Consider the following 15,210-nt stretch of genomic DNA (forward strand, 5'->3'; position numbering starts at 1 on the left):
GGGAGAAAAAGATGAAGAAATTGACAAGCCTTCTGGCGGCAACCGCTTTGACAGCCGCAGCAACCGCACCGGCGATGGCCGAGAAATGGGATATGCCGATGGCGTATTCGGCATCGAACTTCCACTCGGCCACGGGTGCCGAATTTGCCAAATGCGTGACCACAGGCACCGGGGGCGAGGTTGAAATCGTCACGCATCCGTCCGGGTCGCTGTTCAAAGGCGCCGACATCAAACGTGCCATTCAGACCGGTCAAGCACCGATTGGCGAGCGTCTGTTGTCCGGTCACCAGAATGAAAACGCGCTGTTTGGGTTCGACTCAATCCCATTCCTGGCAACGTCATTCGATGACAGCGCCAAGCTTTGGGAGGCCGCAAGACCTTCGATTGAAAGTCTGCTGGCCGAACAGAACCTGACGTTGCTTTACGCCGTGCCATGGCCGCCGCAAGGACTGTACTTTAAAGACGAGGTGAACTCGGTCGCCGACATGGAAGGCATCAAGTTCCGGTCTTACAACAATGCCACGTCGCGTTTGGCGGAACTGACCGGCATGCTGCCTGTGACAATCGAAGCCGCTGAAATCAGCCAGGCTTTTGCCACTGGTGTCGCGGACTCGATGGTGTCGTCGGGTTCGACCGGGTATGACCGCAAAGTATGGGAAAGCCTGAATTATTTCTACGAAGTGGACGCGTGGCTGCCACGCAACTACGTCATGGTCAACTCAGACATCTGGGCTGGTGTTTCTGATGCCAACAAGAACGTCATCAAGGGCTGTGCAGAGCTTGCTGAATATGCCGGCAATTGGCGCGCCAAGGAATACACCGGATTTACCCTGCAAGGCCTACGTGACGGCGGCATGACAGTCGGTCCGGCGTCCGAGCAGATGACCAACGAGTTGAAAGAGATCGGTGTCACTATGACCAATGAGTGGCTTGAAGCCGCAGGCGACGAAGGCAAGGCCATCGTCGATGCGTTCAATTCGTCTCAGTAATTGGCCAAAGATGGGCGGCGGATCAACCTGCCGCCCGTTTCCATAGAATAACTAATAGTGGGGACAGCATGGCGGCACTACGAGGGCTCAGGTCCGTATTGGATTTCATTTATCAGGCAGCAGGGGTTCTGGCAGCACTTAGCCTGATTGCTATTTTGGTGCTGATCGTTGTGCAAATGCTGGCCCGCTGGACCGGAGAGGTTTTCCCGGGCGCGCCCGACTATGCGGGCTATGCCATGGCTGCCGCGTCCTTTCTGGCCTTTGCCAATGCGCTGAACCGAGGCAGCCACATTCGCGTGTCGATCCTGCTGAATGCGGTCCCCGACCGGGTGCGCCGCATCCTTGAAATATGGTGTTTTACAGTGGGCGCGGCGGTAATGTGGTACTTTTGCTGGTACGCCTACCGCTTTGTTTACTGGAGCTGGAAATTCAACGATGTTAGCCAGGGACAGGACAAAACCGCGCTTTGGATTCCGCAGTCAACAATGCTGATTGGCGCAGTCATCCTTGCAATCGCCCTGACCGATCATCTGATCCACGTCGTTTTTAAGGGCGATCACCGCATCGTCCGTGATCTGGCCGATCAGAGCCACGGGGAGTGAGAGCATGGAAAACGTATCAGTCATCATCCTCTTCCTCTTTGTTCTTTTCACTCTGCTTGGCACCGGTGTCTGGGTTGGCCTTGCCCTTATGGGCGTCGCGTGGGTCGGGATGGAGCTTTTCACGACACGCCCTGTCGGAGACGTGATGATCACGACCATCTGGTCGGCCTCATCGTCATGGACACTGACCGCGCTGCCGATGTTCATCTGGATGGGCGAAATCCTGTATCGAACGCGATTATCCGAGGATATGTTCAAGGGACTTTCGCCTTGGATGGCACCTTTGCCCGGTGGTTTGGTGCACACCAACATTGTCGGCTGCACGGTGTTTGCCGCTGTTTCTGGGTCGTCAGCCGCCACCCTGACGACTGTGGGTAAAATGTCGATCCCGGAACTGAGGAAACGCAACTACCCCGAACGGATGATAATTGGTACGCTGACCGGCGCTGCGACACTGGGCCTGATGATCCCGCCCTCTTTGACGTTGATCGTCTATGGTGTGACTATCAATGAATCGATCACCAAGCTGTTCTTTGCAGGCATTCTGCCCGGATTGGTGCTTGCGACGATGTTCATGGGATACGTCGCAATTTATTCGAAATTCGGGAAAGACTGGAACCCAAACAGCGAAAATAAGCTGAGCTTTTCTGAAAAACTCAAGAACTCACGCTTTTTGCTGCCGGTAATCCTGCTGATCATGGTGGTGATCGGGTCAATGTATCTGGGCTATGCCACTGCAACCGAAGCCGCCGCCTTTGGCGTGATCGGTGGTCTGTTGCTGGCCGCAGGGCAGGGGTCCCTGACTTGGAAAACATTCACTGAAAGCCTGATGGGTGCCACCCGGACCAGTGCGATGATCGCTCTGATCTTGGCAGGGGCTGCGTTCCTATCGCTGTCCATGGGTTTCACGGGTCTGCCGCGCGGCCTGGCTGATCTAATCGCCGGGTGGGAGCTGACGCGGTTTGAGTTGCTGATGGTTCTGCTGGTCTTCTACATCATTCTGGGCTGTTTTCTTGACGGCATTTCCTCGGTTGTATTGACCATGGCCGTGGTGGAACCGATGATCCGGGACGCGGGTATCGATTTGATCTGGTTCGGTATCTTTATCGTGGTTGTCGTTGAAATGGCGCAGATCACACCACCAATCGGCTTCAACCTGTTCGTGATGCAAGGCATGACGAACCATGAGATGAGCTATATCGCCCGCGCGGCAATCCCTATGTTCCTGATCATGGTGGTGATGGTCTTCGTCTTGATCTGGTTTCCGGATCTGGCCACCTGGCTGCCGGAAAACCTAAGGCAAAGCCCGGGCGGGTAGGGGGCTTTGAACCCACTTCATCTGGCGGCGCGTAACGGTCCTTATGTTTTGGTCGCAGGGCTGGCCGCCGGATTGCTGCTGCCCGCGCTGGCCGAGCCGATGCGGGCAGTATTGCCGCCGCTTGTCGCACTACTGCTGTTTCTGACGGTCCTTAGAATTGAGCCTGCTTTGTTGTTGGGTTCCTTGGTCGATTTACGCCAGGTGGCAAACACAGTGATCGCATTCCAGCTGGTTTTACCGCTACTAGTTGTGACTATTGGCATAATCGGTGGGTGGACCGGTACGCCGGTCTTTTTGTCTCTGCTGATCATGGCCGCGGCTCCGTCCATCTCGGGAAGTGCCAACATGTGCCTGATGATGGGACATCCGGCGGAGCACGCTATGCGCCTGATGGTGATAGGGACCGCCGTATTGCCGCTGACGGTGTTTCCCATCTTCGTTCTGATGCCCGAGTTGGGAGACTTTCAATCCGTTCTGATCACCGTCTTGCGCCTGTTTTTGACAATTGCGGGGGCGACTGTTGCAGCCGTGTTGTTGCGCCTCGCGTTTCTGAGAAACCCGTCACAAACTACCCTCAAAAATCTTGAAGGGTTGGCAACGATCACCCTCGCTGTCTTTGTGATCGGCTTGATGCCGTCGGTGACCGCGACTGCGCTTGTTGATCCCGGGCTTGCGGCCTTTTGGGTGGGGTTCGCATGTCTGGCCAATTTCGGCGCGCAACTGGTGATGTATTTTCTGACACGCAACCGAGTGGCTGCCGACAAAGCCACCGCTTTGTCCATTGTCGCCGGAAACCGGAATGTCGCGATTTTCCTGATTGCGTTGCCACCCGAGGTAACGGCGCCACTTTTGGTGTTCATCGGGGCCTATCAGATCCCGATGTACCTGACCCCCATTGTAATGCGCCGTTTTTACCAAGCGTCGGGCAGTTTGGGGTAAAGCGGGCGCGGCAACATTCGCCGAGCCCGCTATTGTATTAGAAATGCACCGAGCGGGCAGTACCGGGAACTTCCATCGGTGGTGCAAACTTGGTCAGGTCGATGCCTTCGACCGCGACCTTATATTCCTCCAGCGTCGGCGTACGACCCAGAATGGCTGACAGAACAACAACCGGGGTTGAACCCAGAAGGGATTCACCCTTCTTTGTCTCACTGTCCGCTACAACACGGCCTTGGAACAGACGGGTGGACGTTGCCAGAACGGTGTCGCCTTTGGCTGCTTTTTCCTGGTTGCCCATGCAAAGGTTACAGCCCGGGCGCTCAAGATAGAGGATATTCTCGTACTCGGTCCGAGCGGTTTGCTTGGGGAACAGGTCATCGAATTCAAAGCCCGAATACTTCTGCAGAATTGCCCAATCACCTTCTTCCTTCAGCTCATCAACGATGTTGTACGTCGGTGCAGCAACAACAAGCGGGGCCTTGAATTCGACTTTGCCATACTCGTCTTCGAGATTACGCAACATCTGGGCCACGATCTTGATGTCGCCCTTGTGCACCATGCAGGAGCCCACAAAGCCCAGATCAACCTTCTTTTCAGCAGCGTAGTACGAGATCGGGCGGATCGTGTCGTGGGTATAACGCTTGGACACATCGGCATTGTTCACATCCGGGTCGGCGATCATCGGTTCGACGATCTGATCCAGATCCACGACGACTTCGGCAAAGTATTTGGCGTTGTCATCAGGGCGCAGGGCCGGTTTTTCACCCGAGCGAATTTCGTCGATACGTTTGTCCGCGATGTCGATCAGGCCCTGCAGCATCTGAACATCGTTATCCATGCCTTTCTCGATCATGATCTTGATCCGCGACTTGGCGATTTCCAGCGATTCAATCAGCGTATCGTCGTTCGAGATACAGATCGACGCTTTGGCCTTCATCTCGGCCGTCCAGTCGGTGAAGGTAAAGGCCTGATCCGCCAGCAGCGTACCTATATGAACTTCGATGATCCGGCCCTGGAAAACGTTGTCGCCGTGCTGCGCCAGCATCTGAGCTTGCGTCGCGTGCACCACGTCACGGAAATCCATGTGCGGTGCCATTTCGCCCTTGAACGTCACCTTGACGGATTCCGGGATAGGCATTGTCGCCTCACCCGTGGCCAGCGCCAGTGCAACCGTGCCCGAGTCCGCACCAAAGGCCACGCCTTTGGACATCCGCGTATGGCTGTCGCCGCCGATGATGATGGCCCAGTCATCCACGGTGATGTCGTTGAGCACCTTGTGAATGACGTCTGTCATCGCGTGGTACACGTCCTTGGGATCACGCGCAGTAATCAGGCCGAATTTGTGCATGAACGCCATCAGGCGCGGGGTGTTGGCCTGCGCCTTGAGGTCCCAGACCGAAGCTGTGTGACAGCCGGACTGATAGGCACCATCGACACTGGGTGACAGGACGGTGGCAGCCATAGCCTCAAGCTCCTGACTGGTCATCAGACCGGTGGTGTCCTGAGAGCCCACGATATTGACTTTGGCGCGCACGTCAGAGCCGGCATGTAACACTTTGCCCGGGGTCGCACCGCGCGCATTGGCATTAAAGATCTTTTCGACGGCCGTCAGTCCCTGACCTTCATGGCTGACTTCCTTCGCCGGGGCGAAGGCCGATTTCAGCTCGATGCCCAGTGTCTCACATGCAAATGTCTGCAGTTTTTTGCCAAAAACGATGGCATAAGAGCCGCCGGCTTTCATGAACTCCATCTTTTGCGGGGTGAATGAGCCGGCCATGTCGACCAATTCTTCACTGCCATCCGCGCTATAGAGCTTTTTCTTTTTCGTGTTGATGGTCAGCACGGTGCCGGTCTCAACCGAATAGCGCTGTTCCAGAATCGGGTTGCCATCGTTGTTGAGGATCGCCTTGCCATCCTCGTCCACTTTCTTGACCCAGTTCTTCAGGTCGACACCAATACCACCGGTAACGCCCACGGTTGTCAAAAAGATGGGCGAAATGCCGTTTGTGCCGGCCACGACCGGTGCAAAATTGACGAAAGGTACGTACGGGCTGGCTTGCTTGCCGGTCCAAAGCGCCACGTTGTTGACACCCGACATCCGCGACGAACCAACACCCATAGTGCCTTTTTCCGCAACCAGCATCACGCGCTTGTCGGGGTGCTGCAGCTTCAGCGCTTCAATCTCTTTTTGTGCGGCCTCGGAAATCAGGCATTTGCCATGCAACTCGCGGTCGGAACGCGAATGCGCCTGATTACCCGGCGACAGAAGGTCAGTGGAGATGTCACCCTCGGCTGCAATATATGTGACAACTTGGATTTCCTCGTCCACATCAGGCAGCTTGGTGAAAAATTCAGCCTTGGAGTAGCTCTCAAGGAGATCCGCAGCGATCTTGTTGCCCGCCTCATAGGCAGCTTTCAGACGGTCCGTGTCCGCCTCATACAGAAAGACCTGAGTTTTCAGAACCTCGCCCGCCTGAACCGCTATGTCTTGCTTGTCGCCCAGTGCAACATCCAGAAGCACGTCAACCGAAGGTCCGCCCTTCATGTGGGACAGCAGTTCGAACGCGAATTCGGGCGAGATTTCCTCAACAGTTACCTCGCCGACGATGACGGACTTCAGGAACGTTGCCTTCGCACCCGCAGCACTGGTTGTGCCAGGCAACGTGTTGTAAATCAGGTAGTGCAACGAATCTGCACGATGCGGATGACCGGTATCCTTGATTTGTTCGATGATTTCCTCGACCAGCGCACCATCGTCGATGGGTTTTGGGCTAAGCCCTTGTTCTTTGCGCGTTTCAATTTCATCCAAGTAATCTGAATACTGGCTCATGGCTGTTTCCGCTTTGTGTGAATCTGCTGCTGTTGAGAGGCGTGGGGCAACTCGCTCGATCGTATTTGTATGCACCGGTATACATTTGTTGCGGAGGTTTCAAGGTGCCACCGTGGAAATTTGCAGGTACTGTATACTTCTATGCTTGGTTCCAACCTTGACCAACGGTCGCAAATACAAACCTAGCCTTTTCCTAAACTCGCTGGAACCTAAGGGCCGGGGCTTGGTGCTTTCAATTGTGCCGTTTGATAGAGCGCCTGCGGGCCACCAAAATTTCATTCGCGACGACGGCATGGATCACACGTTGATCCCTGCACAATCTCGACGTTTTGGTCGAAAGCTCGCGGTTTGAAGAACGGATGGGTGGAGCCACGCGGCTGTATGTGATCCTTCGATGCACCTTCCTACGAACGGGCAAAGGCTTCCGTAAAGCCGCCGAAGCGATCCGTATCCTGCATCGGAATAACATGTACCTCAACACGAACGTTCACGTTGTTCATCAGTAATTCGGCTGTTTCCATTAACTCAACTTTGATGGTGTGGTTAGCGTGGCATAAGCGTTGGCATCAGGTTCGTCGTAGTCGGTGCGCGGGTCAGCATTTGGGCGATGCTCGGAACCGCGTTGTTGACTGCATGCAACGGTGCGTACAGTCACGCCAGTCGCAACTAGCGGCAAACTCCCGTACGGTCGATCATTGAGCCTTCACAAAGCGATTACGTTCGATTTCACCAATAAATGTCGTTCTTACAGTGCACAGCATTGGTCGAAATGGGCTCTCCATACAGCTTCGCCGCTCGACGCACGAATGCGTACTGTCTGAGTCCGCGCCTTCCACGTTACCGACCGGGAACTGAAAAAGGGGGGGCGAACTTCAGCTGGCTCTATATTTTTACGGCGATCAACCAAATTGGAGTGGAGAGAGAAACCGCAATTGATGGCGGGCTGCAAGAGGTCAAAACAACGCCTGACACTACACCAGAACCATATTTTTGCCATGAATGTTCAATCTTTTGGCGAGTATTGAATTTGTTGGGAAATACTATTGTGAACGCGATTCATTCGGAGCTGGTGCCAGCACCAAGCAATTCGTCAATACTGACCCTTGAAACCGAACTGACGAGCGAAGTTCGTTCTGAGCGGTGTCGGCTAGATGCGCGAAGAGGGTTCAAGCAGTTTCTTCTATTGGCAATAGCGGTGGGATGTCTGGCAGTAATATTTCTAGCCGAGCTTCTGGGGGGCTTTGTCGCGGCCTGGAATTCCGGGCTTGACCTGAGCACCGCTGGAGCCAAACTCTGGGCTCCAATCCCGCTTGGTCTATTTTGTTTTTTTCTCGCGCGGTCACACGCATTGAGTGCTGGAAGTCTATGGGCGGTTTGGAGGGGCCGCGCGACTGTAATTCTCAGGGCGGCTGAACTCCATGGTGGCAAAACGCAGTACACTGTCAAGAAAGACTACGTCGAAGCATTTGAAGCCCACCAGACAGAGGCTTGGCATTTTTCACATGTATCAAAACCAATTCACGTTGGGCGGTTTGTGATCTGGAAAAGAGCGAGTTACGGATTGTTTTTTCTTCCAATGCCTTCGGATGAAGACGCCAGAGAGCTCGTGAAGAAGGTGAAAGAGGAAAGCAGGGCGAAGAATTCCAGCGGTTTTGACCCAAAAAACGCTCCGATAGAAGCCAAACACCAGTATATATCCGCGACCGCAGCCTTTCATGCCTTGGAAGGGCTATCCAAAAAACTGGGGACACCCTGTCCCGCCTGGTTGGACTCAGTCTTCAACTATTTGGCGTATGCATGGATTTCGGGTCTCTCTATTTTTCTCTTTATTGTTTTGTTGACCGGGAAGTCATTGGATGCGGGTTTTCCGTTGTTTAATCAAATCGGTGTCATATTGCTGTTTGTCGCGATGACCACAGCAGCGGTAAATGATTGGCCCTATCTGCCAAAACTGCGCCATCTTCACTATTACCGTCACGGGCTTTTACGAGGCTTCGATTGGGGGCCGACGGCAGTGAGTTGCGACAAGGCGGCCATTGAAATCTGGCGCGAAGGTAAACGATTGCGCCTCGATTGGTCTGCGGTTCGTGCCGTTCATATTGAAAATGACCTGACCATTGTCGAAACGAAGGATGATCAGTTGCATGTTGTTCCAGAAATACCCACCGCGGTAAATCTTCTTTCCGCCTACAGAGTGTCTCAGGGGCCGGGTCCATGGTCAGACAACAAACGAACGGCTGCGCCGAAAGTTGAGAAAAAGAAGTGGTGGCAATCCACATTCGCCAACATTGCAATTTGGGTCATCGTCTTTCTTGTCATACTGGGCTTGTTTAATTTGGCTGGAGCCAAACCTGCATCAGCAGAATTGCTACGCGACAAAAACCTACCTGAGTGGCACGAGGAGGTTTCGCAGCGGGATCGAGAAGCGGCATTGCATGCTGATACATCTGTAAGTCTCCCAATTCACGACGAAAAAATCCGAGTCGAAAACAACGGATATCAAAGAGTCAGGCAGAGCTTCTTTGCCGTGCATGATCGTTCAACTCTGGAACTTTATGGCGAGGTCCAATTGCTGGTGGACCCGAATTTTGAGCGTGCCACTCTTCATCGATTGCAGATCCACCGAGATGGTTTAGTGATAGATCAACTCGACTTGCCGTTCGAAGAACTCCGGCGCGAACCAGAGCTCAGCTCAGGTGTGATGCTGGGCGACATCGAGTATTTCGGTCAGATCGCGGATCTTCGTGTTGGTGACACCGTCGAAATGATCTGGTCGATCACTGCCACCACACCCGTTTTCCCAAACCAGTTTCACTATCGATCAGACGGGCTCAGAGACTGGGGTTGGGAAAAGAGGCGCACGTCCATTGACTTGCCCGCTGCAACGCGTTTCGAGCTGAACCATACGGATGAGTTCGATGTTCAGCGCGAAGAGGCTGCCGGCAGGACGATCTTGAGTTGGTCCTTGGAAAAGGCTGAAGAAGATGACAGAAACACACGCTCTGCGGATGATTGGGATGTCTCCAACGATGGGTTGCAGCTCTCGACCTTTCAGGATTGGTTTCAGATCGTTCAGGGACTAACCGGCGACTACAAACCCAGACCGGACTTATTGCCCGGTGACCTGATCAAACTGCTTGATGAAATGCTGGAGCAGTCCGAAGATCCGCAATGGCGCGCGACGCAAGCTTTGCGTTTGGTACAGGACCGGGTCCGGTATTTCAGCGTTTCAATTGGTGAAGGCGGCTGGATACCTCGATCCCCCGACGAAGTCTGGCTGAGCGCATATGGCGATTGCAAAGACAAGGCGCTTCTTCTGATTTCCATGCTGGCCTATTTGCAGATTGAGGCCGATGTCGTTCTCGTCGACCACGACATCGGGCCTGCTTTGCCGCGCATGTTACCTTCACCGTTTATCTTTGATCACGCCATAGTACGTGTTCGCGATCCGCAAGGTGACTGGTTTGTTGATGCAACCGATCTACTGCAAGGCGGCGTAGGTCGGGCGATCCCATTGAAGGATTTTGCCTGGGGCCTGCCACTGGCAGAGGACAGCACCGGACTTGTTGAAGTCGTAACGAATCTTTCTGATGAACCGGCCCGAGAGGCTGTACAGGAATATGTGTTCTTGGATGAAGGCCCGATTGCCGCCGTACTCAATGTTACAGACACATGGCGGGGTGTCGAAGCGGACAACATGCGCTGGCGCTATGACGGCGAGGACATGGAAGACCGGCGCAAGCAATATGAAAAGTGGTACGCCAAACGGTTTCCCGGAGCCACGCACTCAGAGGTAATGATCATTGAGGATGATCTGGACGCCAATGTTTTTCAGCTCGTCCAGCGCTACACGTTGCCGCGCGAGGGGTTTGAAGAAAAGGAACTTTGGAACAAACTGAACCATTATGGCTACGCTATTTCGGACGAGCTTTATGAATTTGATGACGATGAGGTGCTTGAAGGGCAATCTCGCGTAAACGCTCCGATGCACAACGTCCATAAGATCGTGATGCGCAATGTTCCCGCCCCAATCAAAAAGCCCAGTTCGCTTGAGTTCGAAAATGACTTTATTAAATTCGAGACCGGCGGCGAGTGGGATGAGGCGGGGGCAACCTGGACATACCAGTGGAATCTCAAAACAAAACAAACAACGCTTAAGCCAGGTGACGAAGAGGCATGGCGAGAAGCCGAAGATTACGTGGACAATAACGATGGGTACTACGTCTACTTGCATCGTCGGCTATTTGAAGTCGTGGAAGAAAAACCGATTTATTTGGGCCTGAATGCGACGCAGTTGATGATTTTCCCAGTCTTCTTGATAGTTGCAATGCTCATGCTGTTTTTCTTTCGACAAGGAATACGAGCGGAGGTGCTTGCCGCGAAAGCCAAGCAAGAAGAGCGTGAGGGTTGCGCACCCTGACGCCGCTACTGTTGGGCTAAAAACTGATGAACCCACCGCGTCGTTTTTCACTCTACTTGTGAATATTGCTTAGCAATTTGCCCCCGATTTCGGGGGGCAGATTTCTGACGCCTGCGATATTCCTCAGTAGTTGGACCGTTTTGCGGGCGGCTCAGGTTTCAGCACCTGTAGCTTTTGTTTGGGCACCAAAGATGCAGGCAAGCAAGTTACTGAAACGTATATGGGCTACGAATGCTTCAGGTCGGGCTGTCCATCAATTCACTTTGATATCCGAAGAGTGCAGGCAGCCCGCCTGTGTGCAGCAGAATGACTTTCTCCGCCGACTTGATCTTTCCGCTTTCTACGAGGTCCAGCAAGCCAGCGAATGTCTTTGCAGAATAAACGGGGTCAAGGAAAACCCCCTCGACCTGGGCCATCTTTTTCAATGCAGCGCGCGTGGTTGCATTTACTTTGCCATATCCCGGCGGCAAGGCCTCATCAAAAACATCGATCTTGTCCTGTAGAAGTCCTGCGTCGATATCCAGCAAGTCCGCAAGTTTTTGCAGAACGACCTTCATTCGGGCCTGCTGCTTTTCACGATCTCTGCGCACACAAATCCCATACACCGAAGCAGTGCTTTCTTCTAACGCCAGACCGGTCAGCAGTCCGCCATGCGTGGCACCGCTACCCGAGGGGACGACGACCGCGTCGAAATCCGGCATCTGTTGATACAATTCCTGCCCGGCCACAACGTAGCCCAAGGCACCCAAGGGCGGATGGCCCAGCCCCAGATGAATAACGTACGGTTTGTGACCTTTGGCTTTCAATTCAACTGCGCGCGCATGCAGCGCTGCGTCAGCTCCCGCTTCGTCTTCTCCTACTGGGTAACTCATATGCTCGGCACCCAGGATTTGCGCCAGCAGCACGTTCCCGGACGAATAGTACTCCGCCCCCATGTCAGAGACACGCTCTTCCAACTGAAGCACGGATTGCATGCCCAGTTTGGCTGCGGCAGCGGCCGCAGAACGAACGAAATTGGATTGAACGGCGCCGGTGATCAGAATGGTATCAGCACCTTGTTGACGCGCATCTCCGAGATAAAATTCAAGCTGCCGTGTTTTGTTGCCACCAAAACTAAGCCCAGTCAGATCATCACGTTTCAGCCAGAGATCGATGCCCAGTTCTGTCGATAAGTTGTCCAGACGCTCCAAAGGAGTTGGGCCGGACATGAGTTGGGCGCGTGGAAATTTGTGCAGATAATCATTTTGTGTCATCGTGTAACCTTCAAGACCAAGCTATTAAATGCGCGCGATAGAACAAAACTAAGCAGGCAATCAGGGATACCACGCGGATCACTGTTATGACCACCGACTGTGGTAAGTAAGGGCCTACCACACGACCAAGTAGGCTGCCGATCAGAGTTATCGCAACAAACCCCAGTATTTGCGGTTCATATGAGATTGCCTGCGCGTTGGACAATCTGTGCAATAAAAAGGCGATGCCGTATGCCACCAGCGCTATGGGTTGAACCAACTTTGCCACCTCTTTGGCGGAACGACCCTTTGCTATCAAACCGAACACCATTAGAGGGCCCGGTGTCGCCGCCCAAACAGTCGCAAGCCCAGACAGTCCTGTAACGACTGAAAACCCTGCGTTGCCAATGGATCCCCGCAAGGGAAGCAAGGTCGTAATCAACCCGATCAGCAGTAGACACGCCGTCAGGGCAAGAACAAATGCTTCGCTCAAAAAGGGATACACAACAAGGCCACCGGCCACCCCGATACAGCATCCAATGACCGCGGTGCGGATTAGTTGACGGTTGTTTTTTAGAATATGCCGGTCTGTCGCTACCAATGAAACAAACGTGTTCAACAAGAGCAAGACTGGAACTGCCGTCGACGTGCCAAGCAAAATCATCATGGGCGGTCCCGCGATGATGCTGAACCCGATACCAACTCCGACTTGCAGCATTGCGCCAAGGCAGATGGCAATCATTAGGAATGACAGGTCGACGGACACTCAAAACTCCTATGGATCAAGGCAATGTCGCAAGGCCTCAGATATTCCGAGGTCCCCGCCAGCGTCCATTCTTTTTCTCTTTCAGTGACCGCTTTGGTACGGTCAGCGCTGCCACGGCATCAGTCCCGAGTATGGCACCCGGGTCGTCACAGCGTGCGCCATTTGCGCCAGTGTGGTCAGGTCAAAGACAGGAAGCTGCAGTTCTTCCTGAAGCCGCGATGCGTAAGGCGGCAAGTCCGTGCATTCCAAAACCAACGACCGAATGTCCGGAGCTTCAAGAACCAGATTACGGGCCGCATCCAAGACCTCGGTCTCGATCAGGTCCGTGTCCATCCGGGTCCGTGTGTTCCGCAAGATCACTTCGGCGAATTCTGTGGTATCTTCCAATCCCTTCACGGCCACAGGAACTCCTGATGCACCGACACCTTCGAAATGCCGGGGCGTCAATGCGGATGCATCTGCGGTTAGCACGCCCACTGGCGCGTTGGTCCCGGTCATGTGAAAGGCCAGCGGCACCTGGATCAGGCTGGAGGCAAAGACAGGCACTGAAACCGCAGCTGCCAATTCTTTTTGAAACAAGGCTAGAAAGCCGCAACTGCCTGTGATGGCTCGCACGCCTTCAGCCTCAAGCCGCTTGGCGCCTTCGATGAACGGTGCCAGTAACTCGGGCGAAGGGTTGTTCAGCAAGGTCGGGACCGTCACACCGTCGATCATCTCATACAGAACCGGAAATGGCAGACTGGAAGGGTTCTTGATGTGACCCGGCGGTTTTGGAAAATAGCTTTCAAGGCACAGAACACCAATTGACGCCCCGCAAATGTTCTGGCCACCTTGGTAGATTGGCATTGTCATCTGATCCTTTTGATTTGAAGGTTCAAAACCGGGCCAGCGAAAACGGGGCCAGATCGATATTTTGGCTGCGACCGGACACAAGATCGGCCACAAGCTCGCCGGTTTTCGGCGCCATCATCAGCCCATAGTGAGAATGCCCGAACGCGGTATAGAGCCCTTCCCGCCCGTTAACTGGTCCGATCGCGGGTAAACTGTCCGGAAAGGACGGACGTCGACCCATCCAAAACTGCGCCTCGCTTGCATCGAGGCCCGGCATCATGGCCTTGGCTTGTTCGGTCAGGATTTTTTTCTTGCGTGGATCAGCGGGCGCGTCGACGCTACCAAATTCGGCCGTGCCAGCGACTCTCAGACCGTCCTGCATCGAACTTGCGACCACCTTTGCGTCTACATCCATGACCGAATTGTTCAATTGGGCCGAGGGCTTAGGGAATTCGACATGGTAGCCCCGTTCGGCCACAAGCGGCACAGGCATCCCCAATGGTTTCAGCAGGTCGGCGGACCACACACCGGCCGCGAGGATGATGCTGGCAGCACGCATCGTGCCCTGCGAGGTTGTAATCTGCCAACCATCATCTTCAGCCGGTGTCAGTTTGGTGACTTCGGTTTGTACTATTTCGGCGCCTTGCGCGCGCGCTTTTTCAGCCAGAACTGCCCCCACACGTCCTGGTGAGGTTACGCGTGCCTGACCTTTGATCACGATCGCGGCTTTGAATTCCTCTGACAGTGCGGGTTCCAGGCGGCGCAACTCGGCACCATCGATCAGCTCCAGATCGCCTCCTTTCTCCTGGCGGATCAGATATCCAAGCCCATTCAGATCAGCCTGCTTCCGATGGCGAAATGCGTGAATATAGTAGCTGTCGGTGATCAGATTTTCGTGCCCGGTGCCTTGAAGATGACGACGATAAAGGTCGATGGAAGGGCGGCACAAAAGCTCCATCGCGTCCGAGATTTCACGCACTGACCTTTCGCCGGAGTTTCCCAAAAACCGCAGGCCCCAGGGGATCATTTTTGGCCAGTAACTGGTTCTGACCGAAAGCGCGCTTTTAGGGTCCAGTAGCATCTGGGGCAGAGATTTCCAAATGCCTGGCATCGCTTGCGGAATGATTGACCACGGCGACACTACACCTGCATTCCCGAAAGAGGTTTCCTGCCCCGGTAGACCGCGGTCAATCAGCCGAACAGAAATTCCGCGCTCTTGTAGCGACAAAGCGCAACAAATGCCGACGATCCCTGCGCCGATGATGGTCACTTGATCTGTCATG

Annotated in this window: 10 protein-coding genes; 5 read left to right on the forward strand and 5 right to left on the reverse strand. The window is 54.1% G+C overall.

Annotated features, from left to right (window positions below):
• Positions 1-11: 11 nt before the first annotated feature.
• From AC2FI9_RS05790 to AC2FI9_RS05805, 4 genes are all read left to right on the forward strand, one after another.
• Complete coding sequence (locus tag AC2FI9_RS05790) at positions 12-989, forward strand: TRAP transporter substrate-binding protein (RefSeq protein ID WP_496766486.1); 978 nt, start codon at positions 12-14, stop codon at positions 987-989.
• Between the two features lie 68 nt (positions 990-1,057).
• Positions 1,058-1,591 carry a TRAP transporter small permease gene (locus tag AC2FI9_RS05795; RefSeq protein WP_496734651.1) on the forward strand — a complete coding sequence of 178 codons (534 nt, stop codon included), beginning with the start codon at positions 1,058-1,060 and terminating at the stop codon, positions 1,589-1,591.
• A 4-nt stretch (positions 1,592-1,595) separates the two neighbouring features.
• Positions 1,596-2,909: a TRAP transporter large permease gene (locus AC2FI9_RS05800; protein WP_496724643.1), complete on the forward strand. Its 1,314-nt coding sequence runs from the start codon at positions 1,596-1,598 to the stop codon at positions 2,907-2,909.
• A gap of 6 nt (positions 2,910-2,915) precedes the next feature.
• On the forward strand, positions 2,916-3,848 hold the full coding sequence (locus AC2FI9_RS05805) for a hypothetical protein (protein WP_496766488.1): 933 nt from the start codon (positions 2,916-2,918) through the stop codon (positions 3,846-3,848).
• Between the two features lie 37 nt (positions 3,849-3,885).
• Here AC2FI9_RS05805 and AC2FI9_RS05810 read toward each other — a convergent pair whose 3' ends face one another.
• On the reverse strand, positions 3,886-6,678 hold the full coding sequence (locus AC2FI9_RS05810) for a bifunctional aconitate hydratase 2/2-methylisocitrate dehydratase (protein WP_496766490.1): 2,793 nt from the start codon (positions 6,676-6,678) through the stop codon (positions 3,886-3,888).
• 736 nt (positions 6,679-7,414) lie between these two features.
• Between AC2FI9_RS05810 and AC2FI9_RS05815 the strand changes: the two genes are divergently transcribed.
• A complete protein-coding gene (locus tag AC2FI9_RS05815; RefSeq protein ID WP_496766492.1) occupies positions 7,415-11,098 on the forward strand; it encodes a DUF3857 domain-containing transglutaminase family protein in 3,684 nt (1,227 codons plus the stop codon).
• A gap of 236 nt (positions 11,099-11,334) precedes the next feature.
• On the opposite strand, the gene AC2FI9_RS05820 is transcribed toward AC2FI9_RS05815, so the two are convergent.
• The 4 genes from AC2FI9_RS05820 to AC2FI9_RS05835 all read right to left on the reverse strand — a co-directional run bounded on the left by AC2FI9_RS05820 (position 11,335) and on the right by AC2FI9_RS05835 (position 15,209).
• The gene (locus tag AC2FI9_RS05820; protein WP_496766494.1) at positions 11,335-12,351 is read right to left on the reverse strand and encodes a D-cysteine desulfhydrase family protein; all 1,017 of its coding nucleotides are present in this window, start codon (positions 12,349-12,351) and stop codon (positions 11,335-11,337) included.
• A gap of 10 nt (positions 12,352-12,361) precedes the next feature.
• Complete coding sequence (locus AC2FI9_RS05825) at positions 12,362-13,096, reverse strand: TSUP family transporter (protein ID WP_496766496.1); 735 nt, start codon at positions 13,094-13,096, stop codon at positions 12,362-12,364.
• A 102-nt stretch (positions 13,097-13,198) separates the two neighbouring features.
• On the reverse strand, positions 13,199-13,948 hold the full coding sequence (locus tag AC2FI9_RS05830; RefSeq protein ID WP_496766498.1) for an aspartate/glutamate racemase family protein: 750 nt from the start codon (positions 13,946-13,948) through the stop codon (positions 13,199-13,201).
• Between the two features lie 22 nt (positions 13,949-13,970).
• Positions 13,971-15,209 (reverse strand): NAD(P)/FAD-dependent oxidoreductase, encoded by a 1,239-nt coding sequence (locus tag AC2FI9_RS05835; protein WP_496766500.1) that lies wholly within the window; start codon positions 15,207-15,209, stop codon positions 13,971-13,973.
• Position 15,210: the final 1 nt, after the last annotated feature.

It is taken from the genome of Ruegeria sp. CDSA246 (assembly GCF_059611225.1).

Coding starts and splice junctions, on each gene's coding strand:
- AC2FI9_RS05790 (WP_496766486.1), top strand. CDS start 12: ATGAAGAAATTGACAAGCCTTCTGGCGGCAACCGCTTTGACAGCCGCA.
- AC2FI9_RS05795 (WP_496734651.1), top strand. CDS start 1,058: ATGGCGGCACTACGAGGGCTCAGGTCCGTATTGGATTTCATTTATCAG.
- AC2FI9_RS05800 (WP_496724643.1), top strand. CDS start 1,596: ATGGAAAACGTATCAGTCATCATCCTCTTCCTCTTTGTTCTTTTCACT.
- AC2FI9_RS05810 (WP_496766490.1), bottom strand. CDS start 6,678: ATGAGCCAGTATTCAGATTACTTGGATGAAATTGAAACGCGCAAAGAA.
- AC2FI9_RS05815 (WP_496766492.1), top strand. CDS start 7,415: ATGTCGTTCTTACAGTGCACAGCATTGGTCGAAATGGGCTCTCCATAC.
- AC2FI9_RS05820 (WP_496766494.1), bottom strand. CDS start 12,351: ATGACACAAAATGATTATCTGCACAAATTTCCACGCGCCCAACTCATG.
- AC2FI9_RS05830 (WP_496766498.1), bottom strand. CDS start 13,948: ATGACAATGCCAATCTACCAAGGTGGCCAGAACATTTGCGGGGCGTCA.
- AC2FI9_RS05835 (WP_496766500.1), bottom strand. CDS start 15,209: ATGACAGATCAAGTGACCATCATCGGCGCAGGGATCGTCGGCATTTGT.